This window comes from Streptomyces sp. NPDC059564 (assembly GCF_042735575.1).
GTDB lineage: Bacteria > Actinomycetota > Actinomycetes > Streptomycetales > Streptomycetaceae > Streptomyces.
Window position 1 is genome coordinate 1 of sequence record NZ_JBHWBP010000031.1, and the last position, 20,140, is coordinate 20,140.

Here is a 20,140-nt window from a genome sequence, read left to right on the forward strand (position 1 = left end):
GCGACCGGGACCTCCCAGCGCGAGCCGAGGCCCGCGGCGACCACGTTCTTCGCGACCCAGCGCATGGCGTAGGCGGCGGAGCGGTCGACCTTGGACGGGTCCTTGCCGGAGAAGGCGCCGCCGCCGTGGCGGGCCATGCCGCCGTACGTGTCGATGATGATCTTGCGGCCGGTCAGGCCGGCGTCGCCCATCGGGCCGCCGATCTCGAAGCGGCCGGTCGGGTTCACCAGCAGCCGGTACCCGTCGGTGTCCAGCTTGATGCCGTCGGCGGCCAGCTGGGCCAGCACGTGCTCGACCACCTGCTCGCGGATGTCGGGGGTGAGCAGCGCGTCCAGGTCGACCTCCGCGGCGTGCTGCGTGGACACCACCACCGTGTCGAGGCGGGCCGGCCGGTCGCCGTCGTACTCGATGGTGACCTGGGTCTTGCCGTCGGGGCGCAGGTAGGGGACGGTGCCGTCCTTGCGGACCTGCGTCAGGCGGCGGGAGAGCCGGTGCGCGATGTGGATCGGCAGCGGCATCAGCTCGGGCGTCTCGTCCGTCGCGTAGCCGAACATCAGGCCCTGGTCGCCCGCGCCCTGCCGGTCGAGCTCGTCGCCCTCGCCCTGGACGCGCCGCTCGTACGCCGTGTCCACGCCCTGCGCGATGTCCGGGGACTGGGCGCCGATGGACACCGACACGCCGCAGGAGGCGCCGTCGAAGCCCTTCTCCGAGGAGTCGTAGCCGATCGCCAGGATCTTCTCGCGGACGAGCTGCGCGATCGGCGCGTACGCCTTCGTCGTCACCTCGCCCGCGATGTGTACGAGACCGGTCGTGATGAGGGTCTCCACGGCCACGCGCGAGGTCGGGTCCTCGGTGAGGAGCGCGTCGAGGATGGTGTCGCTGATCTGGTCGGCGATCTTGTCGGGGTGGCCCTCGGTCACGGACTCCGAGGTGAACAGGCGACGGGACATGGCTCTCCGATGGCGGGGGGACGGGCGGGGGCGTCGTGCGGGCGGACCCATGCTGGCCAGGGGCCCTGGAGGTCCGCTCAACGTCGGGTCACTTCACGCCGGGCAGGCCCAGCAGCCGGGGCACGATCTGGTCGGGGCCCGGCTGCGCGGCCAGGGCGGCCGCCGCGGCCCTGGTGGAGGCGCGCAGCCCCTCGTCGTCGAGGAGCGTCTTCAGCAGCCGCGCGTCGACGTCCTCGGGGTCCCGGTTCAGGCCGAGACCGCAGCGCTCGATCATCGCGGCGTTGATCCAGTTGTCGGCGCCGTGGGGCATGGCCAGCTGGGGGACACCGGCGTGCGCGGAGGTCAGCGTGGTGCCGGAACCGCCGTGGTGGATGATCGCGTCGCAGGTGGTCAGCAGGGTGCTCAGCGGGGTCCAGCCGACGACCCGTACGTTGCCGGGCAGCGTGCCGAGCGAGTCGAGGTCGGGGTCGTCGCCCAGGGCGAGCACGAACTCCGCGTCCACCTCGGAGGCCGCGTTCAGCACGCTCTCCAGGCTGCCGATGCCGGCCACGTGCGGCACGGTGGTGCCCAGGGTGACGCAGACGCGCGGGCGCTCCTTGGGCCGTGCCATCCAGTCGGGCAGGGTGCCGCCGCCGTGGAAGGGGACGGAACGCATCGTCCAGCCCTCGCCCTTGCCGTGCATCATGTGCTCGGGGGCGAAGTACAGCGAGGTGATGGCCGGCAGCTCCACCGGTACGCCCACGCGCTCGTACAGGGGCGTCAGGTACGGCAGGAAGCGCTCGGCCATGTCCCCTTCGCGCAGGAAACTGAACCCGTGCTCCACGGCCGGGATGCCCAGCGCCCTGGCCGTGACCAGCGCGGCGCCCTGGAGCTTCGAGTACACGATGAGGTCCGGCTGCCAGGCCGTCGCGAACTCCAGGGTCCCGTCGAGCATCAGGTCGCTGACCCGGGAGAACTTCTCGAGGATGACGTCCGGGGTCTCCAGGGTCTTGGCGATGGCCAGGCCCCGCTCGCGCATGGCGCGCGTCCGCTCCTGCGCCGAGCCGACCTTGGGGAAGACCGAGGCGAAATCGGCTCCCGGAGAGACCTCGCGGACGGCGAAGCCCGCGTGCGCCGCGGCCTCGGTGGAAACGCCCGAGGTGGCTACGACGACGTCGTGTCCGGCGGTGCGGAACGCCCACGCCAGACCCGACAGCGGATACAGGTGGTCAAAGCCCGGAGAGACGGCGAACAGTACGCGCATGCGTCGACCTCGAATCAAAAGCGCTGGTGGACCGTGCTGTCGGCGCAGACTGTGCCGCGCGCTGCTCGACGGCGGCTCGGGGAGCGCCTGACGGGGCCGTACGTCCACCGGGAGTCGAGGGGGGCGAGAGGTGTGCGCGAGGGACTTCCGCAAGCCTCGACGCGGTCCGGGGCGAGCCGGTCCGGACGGGTCCAGCGGGAGGAAAGCGATGTACGAGAACAAGAGCCAGGCGCAGATGTACGACCGGCTGTACCAGGACCGCAAGGACTACGACGCCGAGGCCGCCCAGGTCGCCGGGTTCGTCCGCGCGCGCAAGGCCGGGGCCTCCTCCCTGCTGGACGTGGCCTGCGGCACCGGCATCCACCTCGCCGCCTTCGGCAAGCACTTCGACCGTGTCGCCGGCCTCGACCTGTCCGAGTGGATGGCGGACGTCGCCTCGGAGCGGCTGGGGGGCGTGCCCGTACACCGGGGCGACATGCGGGACTTCGAGCTCGGCGAGACCTTCGACTCCGTCGTGTGCATGTTCAGCTCGATCGGCTACCTGCGCACCGTCGAGGACCTGGACTCCGCGGTCGCCGCGATGACCCGTCACCTCGCCGAGGACGGCGTCCTGGCCGTCGAGCCCTGGTACTTCCCGGACACCTTCCTGCCCGGGCACGTGTCCACGCACGCGCTGGGGGACGGCCACCGGGGCATCTCCCGCGTCTCCCACTCCACGCTGGTCGACGGCAACGTCACGCGGATGGAGATCCACTACCTGGTCGCCGACTCCGAGGCCGGCATCCAGCACCGCAGCGAGATCGACCTCCTCACCCTCTTCTCCCGCGAGGACTACACGAACGCGTTCCGCAAGAGCGGGCTGGCCGTGGAGTACGTGGAGACGGGCGGCGGCCGCCCCGGATTCTTCCTCGGCACCCGCGCCTAGCCGCGTATGCGAACCGGCAGGTGCTCGAACCGGATTCGAGGGGGAGTGGAGCGGCCGCTCGTACCGTCCCTGCCATGCAGAACCCCACCCCGGAACGCCTGGACCGCAAGCTGCTCGTCCTTGCGGGCACGCTGCTCATAGGCGCCATCGCATCCCTGCTGGACTCCACGATCGTCAGCGTCGCGCTCAACGACATCTCGGCCGATCTGGACGCGTCGGAGTCGGCGCTCTCCTGGGTGAGCACCTCCTACCTCCTCACCCTGGCGCTGGTGACGCCGCTCGTCGGCTGGGCCGTCGACCGGTTCGGCAACAAACGGATGTGGATGTGCGCCCTGGCGGTGTTCCTGGGCGGTTCGGTGCTGTGCGGGACGGCGTGGTCGGTCGAGAGCCTGATCGCGTTCCGCGTCGTGAAGGGCATCGGCGGCGGCATGGTGCTGCCGATGGTGCAGACGATCCTCGCCCAGGCCGCGGGGCCCAAGCGCTTCGGCCGGGTGATGAGCCTGGTGGGCATCCCCGGGCAGCTGGCTCCGATCCTGGGGCCGGTCGTCGGCGGGCTCATCATCGACGCGGCCGGCTGGCGCTGGATCTTCTTCGTCAACGTCCCGCTGATCCTCGTGGCGCTGGCGCTGGCGCGCAAGGTCCTGCCGGCCTCGGCCCCGGGCGGGGACGCCAGGGTGGACCGCGTCGGTGTCATGCTGCTCCCGCCCGGCATGGTGGCGCTCGTGTACGGATTCTCGCGGGTGCGGGAAGTGGCGCAGCTGACGGACCCGCTGACGCTGGCGGTCCTGCTCGCCGGCCTGGCCCTGGTCGCCGCGTTCTGCGTGCACTCCGCGCGCTCCGCCGACCCGCTCGTCGACGTGGGGCTGTTCCGCTCCCGCGCCTTCTCCTCCTCCTCGATGCTGGTGTTCCTCAACGCCGTGGCCGTCTACGGCCCGCTGTTCGTGCTGCCGCTCTTCTACGCCCGCTACCTCGGCTACGACAGCTCCACCATCGGCTGGCTCCTCGCCCCCCAGGGCCTCGGCATGCTGATCGGCATCTCGGCCGCCGGGTGGCTCACGGACCGCTACGACCCCCGGCTGCTGATCCTGGGTGCCACCGTCCTGTCCGTGGCCGGCACCGTCGGCTTCACCCGGCTCTCCGCCGGCTCGGACGACCTGCTCCTCGGTCTCTCGCTGGGGCTGCGGGGCCTGGGCCTCGGCGTCGTCGGCGTGTCCATCCTCATCACCGCCTACCTCGACATCCCGAGCGACCGGATCCCCCGCGGCACCGTCATGATCGCGGTGGTGCAGCGCGTCGGGGCCTCGTTCGGGACCGCGATGGTCGCCCTGCTGCTGTCGGTGAACCTCGGCCCCTCCACCGCTTCGGGCGGCCCGGCCGAGGACCCCGCCGCGTACGCCAACACCTTCTGGTGGGTGCTCGCCATGGTGGCGGCGATGGTCGTGCCCACGCTCTTCATGCCGAAGCGGCCCCGGGCGCAGGCCCCCGCCAAGGACGGGGCGGTGCGGCCGGAGCCGGAACACGACCGGTGCTGAGCGTCCGCGCCCTCAGAACAGGGCGGAGACGGGTCCGGCCACGCCGACCGGGACCGCCTCCGCCCGCGCCGCGCCGCGGGCCGACTCCGCGACCGACATCACGTACTCCCCGTAACCGGACTTCCGCAGCAGCCAGCCGAGCCGGTGGCACTGGTCGGCGTCGATGAAGCCCATCTGCAGGGCGACCTCCTCGACGCAGGCGACGCGCAGGCCCTGGCGCCGCTCCAGGGTCTGGATGTACTGCGAGGCCTCCAGCAGCGAATCGTGCGTGCCCGTGTCCAGCCAGGCGAAGCCGCGCCCCAGGTCGACGAGCGAGGCCTTGCCGCGGGCCAGGTACTCGAGGTTGACGTCCGTGATCTCCAGTTCCCCGCGCGGAGAGGGGGTCAGGCCCCGGGCGATGGAGACCACGTCGTTGTCGTAGAAGTACAGGCCCGTGATGGCCCGGTTGGACTTCGGACGGGCCGGCTTCTCCTCGATGGAGACGAGCCTGCCGTCCGCGTCGGTCTCGCCCACGCCGTACCGCTCCGGGTCGCGCACGGGGTAGCCGAACAGCAGTGCCCCCTGCGTGTGCGGGACGTGGCGGCGCAGCAGCTGGGCGAAGCCCGGGCCGTGGAAGACGTTGTCGCCGAGGACCAGGGCGACGGAGTCGTCGCCGATGTGCCCGGCGCCGATGACGAACGCCTCGGCGAGGCCGCGGGGTTCGGCCTGCTCGGCGTACGACAGGTTCAGGCCCAGGGAGCTGCCGTCGCCGAGGACGCGGCGGAACTGGGGCAGGTCCACCGGCGAGCTGATGACGAGGATGTCCCGGACTCCGGCGAGCATCAGCACGGACAGCGGGTAGTAGATCATCGGCTTGTCGTAGACGGGCAGCAGCTGCTTCGAGATCCCGAGGGTGAGCGGGTGCAGCCGGGTACCGTTCCCGCCGGCCAGGATGATTCCCTTCACGGACAATCTCACCTCATGTCGTCGTCGCCTCGTGCGCGGGGCCCCGAGTACCGGAACGAGCCTGTGTCCGACCGGTCGAGGGAGCCTCGAAGGCCACAAGCGGAAGGCGGAAGAGGGGGGCGGCCGTGGCGGCCGCCCCCCTCTTCTTCCCCTTCCTCGCGGTGGGTCAGCCGATGGTGAGGACGACCTTGCCGCGGCCGTGACCGCTCTCGACGTCCCGGTGGGCCTCGGCGGCCCGCGCGAGCGGGTACGCCTCACGGATGTGGATGTTCACCTTGCCCTGGACGTACAGGTCGACCAGCTCGCCGAGGCGCTCGGCCGAGCGGGCTCCCGCGACCGCCGGCAGGCCCAGTTCCAGGGCGGCCTCGTCGGCGATCATGGTGGTGACCCGGGCGCGGTCCTTGGCCACCTCGACGGAGGCGCGCAGGGCTTCGGGGCCCGCCGCGTCGACGGCCGCGTCCACGCCCTCGGGCGCGATGGCCCGTACCCGCTCCGCCAGGCCCTCGCCGTAGGTCACGGGGATGGCGCCCAGCGCGCGCAGGTGGTCGTGGTTGCGCTCGCTGGCCGTTCCGATGACCCGGGCCGCGCCCCAGGCGAGGGCGAGCTGTACGGCGAAGGTGCCGAAACCGCCGGCGGCGGCGTTGACGAGCACCGTGTCGCCGGGGTGGACGCCCACCGTGGACAGGGCCATGTGCGCGCCCTGGCCGTTGCCGGAGAATCCGGCCGCGACCTCCCACGGCATGGCCGCGGGCTTGCGGACGATCTGGTCCGCCGGGACGGTGACGTACTCGGCGTACCCGCCGAGCACGCCGTAGCCGAGCACCTCCTCGCCCGCCGCGAAGGCGCCCACGCCCTCACCGACCTGGTCGATCGTCCCGGCGAACTCGTTGCCGAGCACCATGGGGAACTCCCGCTTGATGAACGGCGGGGTCCAGCCGCCGCGCACGCGGACGTCGAAGGGCAGTACCCCGGCGGCCCGGACGCGTACGCGTACCTCGCCGGGACCGGCCTCGACGTCCTTGACCGTGGTCTCCCGCAGCACCTCGGGTGCGCCGAACTCGGACAGAGCGGCTGCTCGCATCGTGGGGTCCTTTCAGCACTTCATCGGTTGAGCACACATAAGGTGATCAATTGATCAGTTCGCATCCTGCTCGAGTCGGCGTTTGACCGCGTCGAGTATCAGCCGGACCTTGGAGCTCAGCTCCGTCCGGACGAAGCCCCGCGCGGTCCCGGTCGACGTGCCGTCGCCGAGGACGGCGGCGACGCCGGACTCCTTGATGACGACCGTCTGCACGGAGCGGACGACGGTGGCGCCGGCCTGCTGCGTCAGCAGCCACCGCACGTGGTGGGACGCGCCCAGCGGAGGCAGCAGCAGCTGCTTGTACGCGATCTTGGCGGCGGGCAGGCCGACGCGGGCGGCGCGGGTGGTGAAGGTGCCGCCGTGGCGCTCGATGGTGTCGAGTTCGAGGACGTGGGTGTGCCCCTCGCCCTCACCCCGTACGTCGGCCCGTGCCACGTGTTCCATGTACGCGGGCCAGTTCCCGGCCTCGTACAGGGCGGCGAACACCTCGGCGGCGGGAGCGGCGACGGTGACCGTGTCCTCCACGGTGACCAGCACCTCGGGCCGCAGCTCGGCCGCTTCGCGGACCGCCGCCACCTCGGAGAGCGCGATGCCCTCGATGGTGGCGAGGGTGGTCTCGGCCGCGGCCCGGTCCTCCTCCTTGAGGCGGAACTCGTGCTCCAGGCGGACCACGCACCCGCCGTCCGGGGCCGGCTCTACCACCCAGGAGCGGTACATGGACTCCAGCTGCGGCGGCAGGGATTCCGGCCGGAACTCGACGCGCAGGGCGGCCTCGTCGACCCGGCGCAGCGCGACCCAGTGCTCGACGGCGCCGTCGTAGTGGCCCCACATGCCGATCCGGTCGAAGTCGCCGTCACGGCCGAGGTTCTCGAGGTGGACGAAGGACGCGAAGATGCGGGGCCAGTTGTCCTCGTCCGCGAGCAGCCGGTGGACCGCCCGCGCGTCGGCCCGTACCGGCGTCTCGTGCTCGGTCCGGTGGAATGGTGACTGTGCCATGGGCTCCTCTTCCGTGGTGCCGGTCAGTTGTGCCAGCGCGCCGCGCGGATGACGCCCGCGGGGGTCGTCACGGAGCCGACGGCGATGCCGGAGTCGTTGACGGCGTAGGCCTCGCTCGGTCCGGACCAGGCGACGCCGAGGTCGGTGACGGCGCCGTTCTCGTCCCAGGTCACGGCGTGGTAGACGCCGCCCGGCGAGTACGAGAACCCGGCCGCGACGCCCTTGTTGTTGATGCCGTAGGCGGCGGTTCCGGTGTGGCCGGGGAGCGGCGGCAGGGCGGCGAGCTGGCCGTGCCGGTTCCAGCGGACGGCGTGGTACGGGCCGTCGTAGAACTTGCCGGCCTTGAAGGAGTTGCCCACGACGACGCCGAAGTCGTTGATCCAGCTGGCCTGGCTGGAGTCGTCGCCCGGCAGGATGCCGCCGAGGGCGACGGGGGTGCCGTCGGGGTTCCAGCGGACGGCGTTCTGGAAGCCGTTCTGGAGGGAGTAGCCGACGGTGGTGGCCGTGCTGTTGATGGATCCGGCGGAGCTGGCGGTGCCGCCCGCGAGCGGGGCGAGGTGGACGGCCTTGCCGTTCAGGTTCCAGCGCATGGCCTTGTAGACGTTGTCCGGGGTGGCCGAGAACCCGACGACGTCCCCGAGGGAGTTGACCGCGTAGGCACGGCTCTTGACGGAGCCGGGCAGCGCCTCCAGCTGGGTGGGGCCGCTGTTGGAGCGCCACACGACGGCGTGCTCGGACTTGTCGGCGCCGACCGACTTGCCGACGGTGACCCCGGAGCCGTTGACGATGAAGGCCGAGCCGCCGACGTCTCCGGGCAGTGTGCCCAGGTCGGACACGGTCCCGGTCGCGGACCAGCGGACCGGGCGGGTGACGCCCTGGGCGTTGTCGGAGTAGCCGACCGTGACACCGTTCGGGCCGATCCCGTACGCCAGGCTCGTGGTGCCGCCCGGCAGCGTGCCGAGGTCGGTGACCGAGACGGTCGCGTGCGCGGGCAGCGCGGCTGCCGTCACCAGGGCCGCCGTGCCGAGCGCGAGGCCGGCTCCTCGCAGTGCGCGGGACAGCGGGTTGAGTCTCATCTTCCGGGATTCCTCTCGGTGGTGGGGATGGAGATGGTGGTGGGGCGGTGTGGGGGTGCGCCGAGGGCGGGGGCGAGCCGTCGATTCGGCTGGAAAACGGCTGTGCGGCCACGATGGCGGGCCCGGCTCAACTCGGACTCGAGAGGCGCGGTGGAGCCTCGGCGCGAGGACGCGCCTGTGCGGGAGAGGGGAATGCGGATGAGCGAGGCCACGAGCGGGGCGGGCGCCGGCTACGTGCCGGCCGAGCTGTACACGGAGGTGCAGCAGTTCTACGCCCGGCAGATGAATCTCCTGGAGGGGCCGGCGGCGGACCCGGACGCGTGGGCGCGGACCTTCACCGAGGACGCCGTCTTCGCGACGGCGGGCGAGCCGGAGCCGCCGGCCGGGCGGGAGAACCTGCGGGACACCGTGCGCGCGGGAGTGGAGCACATCGCCGCGCAGGGGCTGGACTTCCGGCACTGGTTCGGGATGGTCGGCGTCGAGCGGCGGCCGGACGACACGCTGCGCACCCGCTACTACGCGCTGGCGATGGCCACGGCGCGGGGCGGCCCCCTGAAGGTCCGCGGGTCCATGCTCTGCCACGACGAGCTGGTCCGGGGGGACGACGGACGGCTGCTCGTGCGCCGGCGCAGCCTGGACGCGGACGGGCGGGAGCGCTGAGGTTCCGCGGGCCGCGGGCCGGCGGGGGAAGCACGCGGGGGCGTTGACGGCTCGGTGCCGTCAGCGCCCCCGGTGTGCGTCGTTCACGGGCCCGTTCAGATGCGGGCCATCAGGAGTTCCGTGACGGCCTTCAGGTCGTCCGGGGTGAGGTGGGCGGTCAGGGCGTCCGCGATGGTCTCCGGGGACTGCGTGGAGATCGTGATGCGCGGGGCCGGGGCGGCGGGCGCCGGGGCGGGTTCTGCCGCGGCGCCTTCGGTGGTGCCGGTGCCGGTGCCGGTGCCGGTGGCCGTGGCGTTCGCCGTGGTGCCGGCGGAGGGCGTCGGGCGGGTGCGCTGGCGGGGCGGGTTGACGGTGTTGATGCTCTCGTCGGCGGCCGCGGCCTGGGCCTCCTGCGGGAGGCGGCCGATGCGGCGGGCCGGCTCGACCTTCAGCTCGCCCGTCTCCACCTTCTCCTGGAGGGTGGGCGTCAGGTTGAGCAGGGTCAGCCGCTGGGAGACCCAGGCCGCCGTCTTGCCGATCCGCTTGGCGACCTGCGCCTGGGAGCCGTGGACGTCGACCAGCTCCTGGAGGGCGCGGGCCTGGTCCATGGGAGCCACGTCGACCCGGTGGACGTTGGCGATGAGGGCCGATTCCAGGATGTCCGCCGCCGACGCGGACAGGGCGTCGTTCACGTGGATCTGGATGGTCTTCAGGCCCGCCAGGTGGGCGGCCGCGAGGCGCCGGTTCCCGTCGATGACCACGTACGGGGCGCGGCCCAGGCCGTCGGTCGCGCCGGGGTGGGCCTCCATGAAGGCCATCCGGGTCGCGACCGCGAGGGGCTGGAGCTGGCCCCGTACGGTCAGGGACTCGGCCAGCTCCTCTAGGTCCGTGAGGTCCTCGCGGAGGTTGAAGGGGTTGTGGGCGAGGGCGTCGATGGGCACCTCGGACGGCGGGACCACCCCGGAGGTGGGGGCGCCCGTGGCCTCGGCGATGGCGGCGCGCCGGGAGCTCACGCCGACCGGCTGGGCGCGGGCGAAGGAAGCCGATACCCCGAGTTTGTCGGCCTTGCTCATGAGATCTCCCTTGCGAGGGCGCGCAGGGCCACGGCCTGGTCGCCCTTGGGTGCGTAGACGAACAGCGGCTGCTTCACGCGGACGGCCTCGCGCTGTTCCTTGAGGTCGGGGACGATCGCCACGACCCGCGGATCCTTTATGTCCATCCAGGCCTGGAGCGAGGACGTCGCGATGTAGCCGCGGCGGCCGTCGTAGAGGTTCACGACGAGGCCGAGGTAGTCGATGTCGAGGCTGAGGTCGTCGCGCAGGTCGTTGATCTGGGAGGTGAGCAGGTCGTACGCGTCGGCGGAGGAGTCCTCGGCCTGTACGACGATCAGCGCGCCGGAGGCGCCCGGCTGTTCGGCGTTGCGGCGGCGGCCGTAGTAGATGGCGGCGTCCATGCTGAGGCCGAGGCTGGGCGGGCAGTCGATGAGGATGACGTCGTAGTCGGCCTCGACGGGGGAGAGGGCGCGTTCGAGGGCGGCCTCGCGGGCGCGGACCGTGGAGAGGCGGACGTCGAGGAGGAAGGCGTCCGTGCAGGCGGGGAGGATGTGGAGGCGGTCGCCGAAGCGGTCGTCCGGGATGCGGACGATCAGGTCGGAGAGCGGGCCCTTGGCCTCGCCCGCCATGTGGCAGGTGAGGCTGTCGCCGCCGATGGGGAGGGGCTGCTGGCCGAGCTGCTTGGTGAGGTGGCCCTGCGGGTCGAAGTCGACGAGCAGGACGCGCATGCCGAGGCCCGGGAGGTCTTCCAGGTCCAGCGGGGTGGCCGGCGGGTGGGGGTGCTCGCTGTCCTCGGCCGGGGCGAGGCGCGCCAGTTGGCGGGCGATGCGGACCGGGTGGAGGGAGGACGGGTCCTCCGCGAGGGCCTCGGCGGTGCCGGCGGTGATGGCGGTCTTGCCGACGCCGCCCTTCTGGTTGCACACGACGATGCGGCGGACCACGGCGGGCCGCTTGACGGTGGGGGCCGGGTTCAACTCCAGCCAGAGGCGGACGGCTTGGGCGAGGCCCTGGATGAGGGAGACGCCGCGGTCCTTGGAATCGGTGCGGAAGGACTCCCACTGGCCGGCCGGGAGCCACGTCGAGAAGGACTCGGCGCCGGAGGTGTCGACGGGGGAGGGGGCGGACGCGAGGGCGCTCCATTGGGCGATGCCCTGGTGGACGGCGTCCTGGATGTCGACCCGCAGCTGGGCGGTGCGGATCTTCAACTCCTGGCGGAGCCACGGGGGGAGCTTGGAGACGACCTTCTCTCGGTCGCTCTGGGACGAGGGCGAAGTCATGAGAGGGACTTTACTAACGTTCTGGGGTGCGTGTGGGCGCCACGCTTGGGTTTTGCTAACGAAATGGCTTGGGGGTGGGGGTCCGTCGGGTGCTGTCGTCCGCCGTCAGCCGGTGGTGACGGGCGCCGGGGTGGTGTTCAGGCCGAGCGCGGTGCGGCAGGCGGTGGAGCCCGCCGGGTCGAAGAAGGGCATCCGGCGTGCGGGGACGATCCCCGGGAGGAGGTAGTTCCACAGGTCGACGACCCGGGCGTGCAGGTCCTCGCGGCCGGTGCGGACGTGCGAGGTGACCTGGATGCCGGTGAACGAGCCGACGAGGAAGGTCGAGAGGGCGCGTACGTCGTGCGAGGGCAGGACGTCCCCGCGCTCCCGGGCCGGCGTCAGGCAGTGGACGCAGGCGTCGATCCAGGTGTTGTACGGGTCCGGGTCCGGCTGCGTGAACGAGCCGAGCTCGATGACCAGGCGGATCCCGGCGCGCACGCGGACGTTGGAGCGCAGTCCCGCCGCCATCCGGTGGGTCAGGTCGATGACGGTCTGGAGGCCGGGGTCCTCGATGGCCAGGACGTCCTCGGACACCTGGAACTGCTCGTCCATCAGGGTGCGGGCGAGGGCTTCCTTGGACCGGAAGTGGAAGTACAGGGCGCCCTTGGTGACTCCGGCGTGCCCGACCACGTCGCTGAGGCTGGTGCCGCTGAAGCCGGCCTGGTCGAAGGCGACGGCCGCGCCGTCGAGGATCGCCTGCCGGGTGATCTCCGCCCGTTCCTGCCTGACCCTCGCCACGTGCGTGTCTCCTGTTGCGGTGCTGTCCGGTGGTACGGGGTCAATTTAGGGGGTTCCGGTGAAAGGAAACCAGTCGACCAGTATGTATTGGGGGGTCGGGGGAGGTTGTTTGGGGGATCACGGGTGGTTTGTGCTGTTTCTTTTTGGTGGGGTGGGGCGTTAACGGCGTTAACGCCGTTAACGGTGGGCGGGGTTCACGCGTCGTCGGGGAGGGCGAGCGCGGTGGAGGGAGGGGTCTGACTGACGGTCTGGCACCTCTTGGGGCGGGCGGCTGCTCGGTGGGGGCCGGGTTGAGGGGGACCTGCTGAAGTCGGCGTGGGTTTGGTGCCGGCTCGGGAGGAGGTGGGCAGGGTCGGGCCGTGGCGGGTGGGGTGCTGGTCGCCTTGGCGGTGGTGGTGCTCGCGTGTGGCGCGGGCGGTGCGCTGGCGCGCCGGCTCGGACAGCCGGCGGTGGTCGGGGAGATCGCCGTGGGCATCCTGCTCGGGCCCTCGTTGCTGGGGTGGGCGTGGCCGGAGGGGCAGCGGTGGCTGCTGCCGGGTGAGGTCCTGCCGTACCTGGGGGTGCTGGGCGACCTCGGGCTCATCGCCTTCATGTTCCTGGTGGGGCTGGAGCTGGATCTCGGGCTGCTGCGGGGGCAGGGGCGCGCGGTGGTGGCGGTGAGTCAGGCGAGCGTGTGGGTGCCGCTGGGGTGTGGGGGGCTGTTGGGGCTCGGGCTGTACGGGTCCTTCGCGCCGGAGGGGGTCGGCCGGGCGGAGTTCGCGCTGTTCGTGGCGGTCGCGCTGAGCGTGACCGCCTTTCCGGTGCTGGCCCGGATCCTCACCGAGCAGGGGCTGTACGGGACGCCGGTGGGGGCCCTGGCGATGGCCTGCGCGGCGGTGGTCGACGTGGTCGCCTGGTGCCTGCTGGCGGTGGTCGTCGCCGTGGCGGGAGGTGGTGGGGCGGGGGCCGGGCTGGGGCGGGCCGCGCTGGCCGGGGTGTTCGTGGCGGGGATGTGGTGGGGGGTCCGGCCGTTGCTGGGCCGGGCCGCGCGGTGGCGGTGGCGGCCGGGGCGGGGAGCGGGCGGCGGGGTGGTGGTCGCGCTGTTCGGGGGGCTGTGCCTGGCGGCGTACGCCACCGACGCACTGGGGGTGCACGCGCTGTTCGGGGCCTTCGTCTTCGGGGCGGTGGTGCCGCGCGGGGTGAAGGGGGTCGAGCGGGCGGCGGAGCGGATGCGGGACTTCGCGGTGCCGGTGCTGCTGCCGCTGTTCTTCGTGGGGAGCGGGCTGCGCACCGACGTGGGGGCGTTGGGCGCGGGCGGCGGCGGGGGCTGGCTGTGGGCGGCGGCGGTGCTGGCGGTGGCCGTCGCCGCGAAGTGGGGCTCGGCGACGGCGGCCGCGCTGGCGGCGGGGCGGGGCCGGCGGGACGCCGTACTGCTGGGGGCGCTGATGAACTGCCGGGGGGTCACGGAGCTGGTGGTGCTGAACGTGGGGCTCGGACTGGGGGTGATCGGCGTGGAGCTGTTCACGGTCCTGGTGCTGATGGCCCTGGTGACGACGGCCGTGACGGGGCCGGTGGCGAGGGCGCTGGCCGCGGGGGGTTCGGGCGGCCGCGGGGCGGGCGGCGGGTCCGCGCGGGCGCGTACGCCACGACGCGGGTGACCGGCGGTCGGCGGTGCGCGGCCGGGTGGCCACGCTCCGGTGGGAGTCCGCTCGGGCTCCGGTGGGGGAGCCGAGCGTTGCCGCGACGATGTCATACCCCTGTTCTGGGGCGAACCGCGGAGCCCCCATGGTCAAGCAGGAGCGTGCGGCACGTACGCGGGAGTCTTTGGTGCGCGCGGCCGCGGAGGTGTTCGCGGAGGAGGGCTTCGCCGTCGCCTCGGTCGCCGCGATCAGCGAGCGGGCCGGGGTGACCCCCGGTGCGCTGCACTTCCACTTCGACGGCAAGGACGCTCTGGCGCGGGCCGTCGAGGAGCGCGCCGTCGAGGTGGTGCGGGGGATCACCGGGGCGGGGGGCGATCCGCTGCGGGCGCTGGTCGGATCGACGTACGCCCTGGTGGCGCTGCTCGGCGACGACGTGGTCGTACGGGCCGGGTTCGTGCTCGGTGCGGACCTCGCCCATCGGAGCCGGGTCGATCTGCGGGCGCAATGGCGGCGGTGGGCCGAGGAGTCGCTCGGTTCCGCCGCGCGGGCCGGGCTGCTCGCCGAGGGGGTGCCGGCGCCGGACGCGGCGCGTCTGGTGGTGGCCGCGACGGTCGGGCTGGAGGACCTGGACCCCCTGGGACCCGGCGGGGACGCGCCGCACGCCCTCACCCGGATCTGGTCGGTGATCCTTCCGGGCATCGCCGCTCCCCGCACCCAAGAAACAGACTGGATGGTTTGATTATCTGCCCCGTCAGGGTGTTATATGACCCCTGTTGCGAGGCGGCCGAAGGCTTCCGAACTGTCGCAGGTGTGCGCGTTGCGCACGAAAGTGCAGGTCAGCGGAAGATTCTTGGACGGCGCCGAGATCTCGAACGACCGAAAACAGCATGTCCGGTTTGATATTGACAAACCGTCCGGCCTGTTTTCTACTGACTCTTGCGACTCATCCAAGGACAGGGGAGTACGACGTGGACATCGATGTACTGGGCGCACTCGCCGTGCGGGAGAACGGGATCTCCATCACGCCCACCGCCCCCAAGCCCCGGCAGGTCCTGGCGCTCCTGGCCCTCCATGCCGACCAGGTCGTGCCGGTGTCGGCACTGATCGAGGAGCTGTGGGGCGCGGTACCGCCGCGCAGCGCCCGTACGACGCTGCAGACGTACGTCCTCCAGCTGCGCGCGCTCATCGCGACCGCGCTGGAGGGCACCGACGGGGCGCGGACGGCGAAGGACGTGCTCGTCACGCTGCCCGGGGGCTACCTGCTGAGCAGCGGTGGCGGGACCAGCGACGTGAAGGAGTTCGACCGGCTGGCGGCGCTGGGCTACCGGGCCATGGACGCCGGGGACTTCCCGACCTCCGCGCAGCGGCTGCGCGAGGCGCTCGCGCTGTGGTCCGGGCCCGCGTTCGCCGACGTGCACGGCGGGGTGCAGCTGGACATGGAGACGCGGCGGCTGGACGAGATCCGGCTGTGCGCGCTCGACCAGCGCATCGAGGCCGACCTGAAGCTGGGGCGGCACCGGGAACTGCTGGCGGAGCTGACGGTGCTGGTGAGCCGCTACCGGACGCACGAGAACCTGCACGGGCAGTTCATGATCGCCCTGCACCGGTCCGGGCGGCGCGGGGAGGCCCTGGACGTGTACCAGCGGCTGCGCGCCACGCTCGTACGGGACCTGGGGCTGGAGCCGTCCACCGCGCTGCGCCGGTTGCAGCGCTCGATCCTGATGGCGGGTCCGGAGAGCGCGGGCGCGGGCGCGGCGGTGGCGGCGGGCGTGGGCAAGGCGCCGGCGGTGACCGCGGTGACCGGGACGGCGCGGGCGGCCGCCGACCGGCTCGTACGGGCCTGAACCGGCGGGCCGGTGCCGGGTGCCGGCGCGGGTGCCGGGTACGGCCGGGCGGGCGCCGGGTGCGCCCGGCGGCCGGGCGGCGGCGCCGGGCGCGGTGCGCGGGTGCGGAGCGGGCGTACGTGCGGGCGGGGACGGAACGGGGCGGAAGGAGACGGAGCGGTGCAGGAGAGGTCGGAGCGGACCCGTAGGCGGTTGGTCTTCGCCGGGGCCGAGTTGTTCCACCGCAGCGGATACGCCAACGCCACGCTCGGCGAGATCGCGGGCGCGGCCGGGGTGACGAAGGGGGCGCTGTACTTCCACTTCGCCTCCAAGGACGAACTCGCGGACGCCGTGCAGCGACGGGGCTGCGGTCTGCTGCGCGAAGCGGTGCGCGGGCTGAACGAGAGCGGTGCCTCGCCCCTGCAGGCGCTGATCGACGCGACGCACTGGCTGGCGCGGACGCTGCACGAGGAACCGGCGATCCCGGCGAGTTTCCGGATCACCAAGGAGTGCGCCGGGCACCAGTCGGCGCAGCTGGACCTGCAGGGTGCGTGGCTCGCGGCGGTCTCCGACCTGCTGCGGATGGCGCGGGACACCGGGGAGCTGCCGCTCGACGCGATGGCCGGCGGCGCCGGTGACGGGCTTTCGGCCGCCGAGCGGTGGGAGAGCGCCGAGGCCCTGGTCGCGGCGGCCGTCTGCGGCATCGAGGTGCTGTCCGGGACCGGGCTGTCGTACCGGGAACTGCGGCGGAAGGTGGCCGCCCTGTGGGGGCTGCTGCTGCCGAGCCTGGTGGGGCGGGTGCGGGCGCGCGAGTACCGGACGGACGCCGGTGAAGCGGCGGCGACGGGCGGGGTGCGCGGCTACGAGTTCTTCGGGAGCGCGGTCTAGGCCCGTGCGCCCGCACACGGGCACCCGGGCCGGAGCGCGGAAGCGGGCTCCGGCGAGGGGCCCGGCGGTATCGGTGCGATTCGACGAACCACGAAGGGGGAGACCATGAAGATCCAGGTTCTGGGTCCGCTGAGTGCCGAGGTCGACGAGGACTCGATCGTGCCGACGGCGGCCAAGCCGCGGCAGATCCTCGCGCTCCTCGCGCTGCACCCCGGGCAGGTGATGCCGGTGCCCACCCTCATGGAGGAGATCTGGGGCCAGGACCTGCCCGCCAGCGCGCTGACCACCGTGCAGACCTACATCCTGCAGCTGCGCCGCAGGCTCGGCACCGCCATGGGGCCGGGCCGGCCGGGCGGTGCGAAGGAGGTCCTCACGACGCGGCACGGCGGGTACCTGCTCCAGGTGCCGCCGGAGTCCGTCGACGTGAACACGTACGAGAGCCTCGTCGCCCGGGGGCAGAGCGCCTTCGAGGGCGGCGACGACCGGGCCTCGGCGGACCTGCTGCGGGAGGCGCTCGCGCTGTGGCGGGGGCCCGCGCTGGTCGACGTACGGGTGGGGCCGGTCCTGGAGATCGAGGTCCTGCGGCTGGCGGCGAGCCGGCTGGTGGCGGTGGAGCGGCGCATCGACGTCGACCTGCGCCTCGGGCGGCACACCGAACTCCTCGCGGAGCTGACCGAGCTGACCGCGCGCCACCCGCAGCACGAGGGGCTGCACTCCCAGCTGATGGTGGCGCTGTACCGGTCCGGGCGGCAGGCCGCGGCCCTGGACGTGTTCCGGCGGCTGCGCGGCCGGCTGATCGGGGAGCTGGGCGTCGAGCCGTCGCCGCAGCTGCGGCGGCTGCACCAGGCGATGCTGACGGTGGACCCGGCCCTGGACGTACCGGCCGGCCCCAAGCGCGGCTCGACCTTCGACCTCTACGCCGCCTGACCACCGGGGGCCGTCCCGGCAGCGTGACGCGGGGATGGCAGGGTGGGGGGATGGACGATCTCGGGGTGGGGCTGACGCCGTTCCGGCTCGACGTGGCGCAGGAGGACCTCGACGACCTCGACGGGCGGCTGCGCCGGGTGCGGTGGCCCGATGAGCTCGACGGGGTGGGGCGGGCCTACGGGATGCCGCTCGGCGAGATGCGGGAGCTCGTGCGGTACTGGCGCGAGGAGTACGACTGGCGGGCCGCCGAGGCCCGGCTGAACGAGTGGCCGCAGTTCACCACCGTCATCGACGGGGCACGGGTGCACTTCGCGCACGTCCGCTCGCCCGAACCGGACGCCACGCCGCTGTTGATGACGCACGGCTGGCCGGGGTCCTTCGTGGAGTTCCAGCGGGTCGCGGGCCCGCTGACGGATCCGCGGGCGCACGGCGGGGACCCCGCCGACGCCTTCCACCTCGTCCTGCCGAGCATCCCCGGCTTCGGGCTGTCCGGGCCGACGACCTCGACCGGCTGGGAGTTCAAGCGGGTCGCGCGGGCCTTCGGCGTGCTGATGGAGCGGCTCGGGTACGGGGCGTACGGGGTCCAGGGCGGTGACTGGGGCGCGGCGGTCTCGCGCGAGCTGGGGCGGCTGCTGCCCGGGCGGGTGACCGGGGTGCACCTGAACCTGCTGCCCGGGGCGGGGGCCACCGCCGAGCCCGGCGGGGCCGAACTGGCCGCGCTGAGCCCGGCCGAGCGGGAGCGGACGCTGGCCTCCTGGGAGCGGCAGCGGGTCTGGGCGCGGGAGCGGCAGGGCTACGCGGACATCCAGGCGACCCGGCCGCAGACCCTCGCGTACGGGCTGAACGATTCGCCGGCCGGGCTGCTCGCCTGGATCGGGGAGAAGTTCACGGAGTGGGCTGACCCGCGGTGTCCGGTCGACCGGGACCAGATGCTGACCAACGTGATGCTGTACTGGCTGACCGGCACCGCCGGTTCCGCGGCCCGCATCTACTACGAGCGCGCGCACGCCGACTACTACGGGCAGCCGCCCGAGGTGTCGGCCACCCCGACCGCCCTCGCCGACTTCCCCCGGGACAACTTCATCCCGCTGCGGCACGTCGCCGCGCGCACCGACGCCGTGGTGCGCTGGACCTCGTACGACCGGGGCGGCCACTTCCCGGCGATGGAGGTGCCGGAGCTGCTGGTGGGGGACATCCGGAGCTTCTTCCGGGAGCTCGCCCGGTCCGGAGGGGCCGCCGGGGGCGCCGTGTCCGGCATGTGAAATCCCGCGGGCGGGGTCCCGCGGAGCTGTGATCATCACACGGTGAACAGCGAACAGCGGACCCCTCCCGTCCTGGTCGGCGACGAACGGGCGACCCTCACCAGCATCCTGCAGTGGCAGCGCGACACCCTGATGGTGAAGTGCGCGGGCCTCACCGACGAGCAGCTGCGGCGCAAGGCCGTCGCGCCGTCCGGGCTGAGCCTGCTCGGGCTGGTGCGGCACCTGGCCGAGGTGGAGCGCGGCTGGTTCCGCAACGTGGTGGGCGGTGAGGACGTACGCGGCTACTTCCCGAAGAACGAGGCCGGGGAGTGGACGGAGTTCCACGTCGAGGACGCGGATCCGGCGGAGTCGTTCCGGATCTGGGAGGACACCTGCGCGCGGTCGCGTGCCGTCGTGGACGCCGCGGAATCCCTCGACGTCCAGGGCCGCTACGGGGAGCAGGCGTACTCCCTGCACTACGTGCTGGCCCACATGATCGAGGAGTACGCCCGGCACAACGGGCACGCCGACCTGTTGCGCGAGGCGATCGACGGGGTCACCGGGGAGTAGCCGCCCCGCGCCCGGTCAGGGCTGCGGTGCGGCGACGGTGCGGTCGACGGCGTCCAGGGCGCTCTGCCAGGGGAAGTGCGGCGGGGCGTCGACGCCGGGCGGGCCGGGGACGAAGCCGCCCTCGCCGTAGAGCAGTTCGGCGCCCGCGGCGCGCAGCACGGCCAGCGAAGGCTCGAACCGGGGGTGCGCGGCGAGCGCGGAGTTGGTGCACGGCACGGCGACGACGGGCGTGCCCTTGCCGAGGGCCTCGGCGGCGATCCCGACGACGAGGCGGTCGGTGAGGCCGAGGGCCCACGCGTTGACCGAGTTGAAGGTGGCGGGCGCGAAGAGCAGGGCGTCGGCCGGGGGCCACACGTCCGGCTCACCGGGCATCTTGTACTGCCAGCGCACCGGGTTGCCGGTCAGGGCGGCGAGCCCGTCGAGGCTCCCGGACACCCACTGCGCCGCCGCCGGGGTCAGGCCGAGGCACACGTCCCAGCCGCGCGACTGCGCGTCCTCGATCACGTGGGCCACGTCGAACACCGGCGGGGCGGCGGAGCAGAGCAGGTACAGAGTCCTCGTCATACCGTCATGTGATCA

General features: G+C 72.9%; 20 protein-coding genes. 10 read left to right on the forward strand and 10 right to left on the reverse strand.

Features of this window, described 5'->3' with window-relative positions; translation table 11 throughout:
• Both metK and ACFV0Q_RS08925 read right to left on the reverse strand, forming a co-directional pair.
• A partial coding sequence (metK, locus tag ACFV0Q_RS08920) for a methionine adenosyltransferase (RefSeq protein ID WP_385002678.1) occupies positions 1-950 on the reverse strand: 950 nt, incomplete at its 3' end.
• Positions 951-1,038: 88 nt separating this feature from the next.
• A complete protein-coding gene (locus ACFV0Q_RS08925) occupies positions 1,039-2,193 on the reverse strand; it encodes a nucleotide disphospho-sugar-binding domain-containing protein (RefSeq protein WP_385002681.1) in 1,155 nt (384 codons plus the stop codon).
• A 208-nt stretch (positions 2,194-2,401) separates the two neighbouring features.
• On the opposite strand from ACFV0Q_RS08925, the gene ACFV0Q_RS08930 reads away from it, so the two are divergent.
• Together ACFV0Q_RS08930 and ACFV0Q_RS08935 are read left to right on the forward strand one after the other, a co-directional pair.
• Positions 2,402-3,118, forward strand: coding sequence for a class I SAM-dependent DNA methyltransferase (locus tag ACFV0Q_RS08930; RefSeq protein ID WP_385002684.1), 717 nt, complete (start codon positions 2,402-2,404; stop codon positions 3,116-3,118).
• Between the two features lie 74 nt (positions 3,119-3,192).
• Positions 3,193-4,650 (forward strand): MDR family MFS transporter, encoded by a 1,458-nt coding sequence (locus ACFV0Q_RS08935; protein WP_385002686.1) that lies wholly within the window; start codon positions 3,193-3,195, stop codon positions 4,648-4,650.
• Positions 4,651-4,662: 12 nt separating this feature from the next.
• Here ACFV0Q_RS08935 and rfbA read toward each other — a convergent pair whose 3' ends face one another.
• The 4 genes from rfbA to ACFV0Q_RS08955 all read right to left on the reverse strand — a co-directional run bounded on the left by rfbA (position 4,663) and on the right by ACFV0Q_RS08955 (position 8,748).
• The gene (rfbA, locus tag ACFV0Q_RS08940; protein WP_385002689.1) at positions 4,663-5,595 is read right to left on the reverse strand and encodes a glucose-1-phosphate thymidylyltransferase RfbA; all 933 of its coding nucleotides are present in this window, start codon (positions 5,593-5,595) and stop codon (positions 4,663-4,665) included.
• 166 nt (positions 5,596-5,761) lie between these two features.
• Positions 5,762-6,676 carry an NADP-dependent oxidoreductase gene (locus ACFV0Q_RS08945; protein ID WP_385002692.1) on the reverse strand — a complete coding sequence of 305 codons (915 nt, stop codon included), beginning with the start codon at positions 6,674-6,676 and terminating at the stop codon, positions 5,762-5,764.
• A 54-nt stretch (positions 6,677-6,730) separates the two neighbouring features.
• On the reverse strand, positions 6,731-7,672 hold the full coding sequence (locus tag ACFV0Q_RS08950) for an SRPBCC family protein (protein ID WP_385002695.1): 942 nt from the start codon (positions 7,670-7,672) through the stop codon (positions 6,731-6,733).
• Between the two features lie 23 nt (positions 7,673-7,695).
• On the reverse strand, positions 7,696-8,748 hold the full coding sequence (locus ACFV0Q_RS08955) for a hypothetical protein (protein WP_385002698.1): 1,053 nt from the start codon (positions 8,746-8,748) through the stop codon (positions 7,696-7,698).
• Between the two features lie 198 nt (positions 8,749-8,946).
• Here ACFV0Q_RS08955 and ACFV0Q_RS08960 point away from each other — a divergent pair, with 198 nt between their 5' ends.
• Positions 8,947-9,408: a nuclear transport factor 2 family protein gene (locus tag ACFV0Q_RS08960; RefSeq protein ID WP_385002701.1), complete on the forward strand. Its 462-nt coding sequence runs from the start codon at positions 8,947-8,949 to the stop codon at positions 9,406-9,408.
• 95 nt (positions 9,409-9,503) lie between these two features.
• On the opposite strand, the gene ACFV0Q_RS08965 is transcribed toward ACFV0Q_RS08960, so the two are convergent.
• The 3 genes from ACFV0Q_RS08965 to ACFV0Q_RS08975 form a co-directional block, all read right to left on the reverse strand.
• Complete coding sequence (locus ACFV0Q_RS08965; protein WP_385002704.1) at positions 9,504-10,460, reverse strand: ParB/RepB/Spo0J family partition protein; 957 nt, start codon at positions 10,458-10,460, stop codon at positions 9,504-9,506.
• Positions 10,457-11,716, reverse strand: coding sequence for a ParA family protein (locus tag ACFV0Q_RS08970; RefSeq protein WP_385002707.1), 1,260 nt, complete (start codon positions 11,714-11,716; stop codon positions 10,457-10,459). The genes ACFV0Q_RS08965 and ACFV0Q_RS08970 overlap by 4 nt, the downstream gene beginning before the upstream one ends.
• 105 nt (positions 11,717-11,821) lie before the next feature.
• A complete protein-coding gene (locus ACFV0Q_RS08975; RefSeq protein WP_385002710.1) occupies positions 11,822-12,493 on the reverse strand; it encodes a ScbR family autoregulator-binding transcription factor in 672 nt (223 codons plus the stop codon).
• A 359-nt stretch (positions 12,494-12,852) separates the two neighbouring features.
• On the opposite strand from ACFV0Q_RS08975, the gene ACFV0Q_RS08980 reads away from it, so the two are divergent.
• The 7 genes from ACFV0Q_RS08980 (at position 12,853) to ACFV0Q_RS09010 (ending at position 19,561) form a co-directional block, all read left to right on the forward strand.
• Positions 12,853-14,130 (forward strand): cation:proton antiporter, encoded by a 1,278-nt coding sequence (locus tag ACFV0Q_RS08980; protein ID WP_385002713.1) that lies wholly within the window; start codon positions 12,853-12,855, stop codon positions 14,128-14,130.
• 127 nt (positions 14,131-14,257) lie between these two features.
• Positions 14,258-14,851 (forward strand): ScbR family autoregulator-binding transcription factor, encoded by a 594-nt coding sequence (locus ACFV0Q_RS08985; RefSeq protein ID WP_385002715.1) that lies wholly within the window; start codon positions 14,258-14,260, stop codon positions 14,849-14,851.
• 229 nt (positions 14,852-15,080) lie between these two features.
• The gene (locus ACFV0Q_RS08990; RefSeq protein ID WP_385002718.1) at positions 15,081-15,956 is read left to right on the forward strand and encodes a BTAD domain-containing putative transcriptional regulator; all 876 of its coding nucleotides are present in this window, start codon (positions 15,081-15,083) and stop codon (positions 15,954-15,956) included.
• Positions 15,957-16,115: 159 nt separating this feature from the next.
• On the forward strand, positions 16,116-16,823 hold the full coding sequence (locus ACFV0Q_RS08995; RefSeq protein WP_385002721.1) for a ScbR family autoregulator-binding transcription factor: 708 nt from the start codon (positions 16,116-16,118) through the stop codon (positions 16,821-16,823).
• Positions 16,824-16,928: 105 nt separating this feature from the next.
• Positions 16,929-17,750 carry a BTAD domain-containing putative transcriptional regulator gene (locus tag ACFV0Q_RS09000; protein WP_385002724.1) on the forward strand — a complete coding sequence of 274 codons (822 nt, stop codon included), beginning with the start codon at positions 16,929-16,931 and terminating at the stop codon, positions 17,748-17,750.
• A 50-nt stretch (positions 17,751-17,800) separates the two neighbouring features.
• Positions 17,801-19,012 carry an epoxide hydrolase family protein gene (locus ACFV0Q_RS09005; RefSeq protein ID WP_385002727.1) on the forward strand — a complete coding sequence of 404 codons (1,212 nt, stop codon included), beginning with the start codon at positions 17,801-17,803 and terminating at the stop codon, positions 19,010-19,012.
• A gap of 42 nt (positions 19,013-19,054) precedes the next feature.
• Positions 19,055-19,561 (forward strand): DinB family protein, encoded by a 507-nt coding sequence (locus tag ACFV0Q_RS09010; protein ID WP_385002730.1) that lies wholly within the window; start codon positions 19,055-19,057, stop codon positions 19,559-19,561.
• A 15-nt stretch (positions 19,562-19,576) separates the two neighbouring features.
• Here the strand turns inward: ACFV0Q_RS09010 and ACFV0Q_RS09015 are convergent, their stop codons facing one another.
• Entirely contained in the window at positions 19,577-20,125 is a 549-nt protein-coding gene (locus ACFV0Q_RS09015; protein WP_385002733.1) for a flavoprotein, read from the reverse strand.
• Between the last annotated feature and the right edge of the window lie 15 nt (positions 20,126-20,140).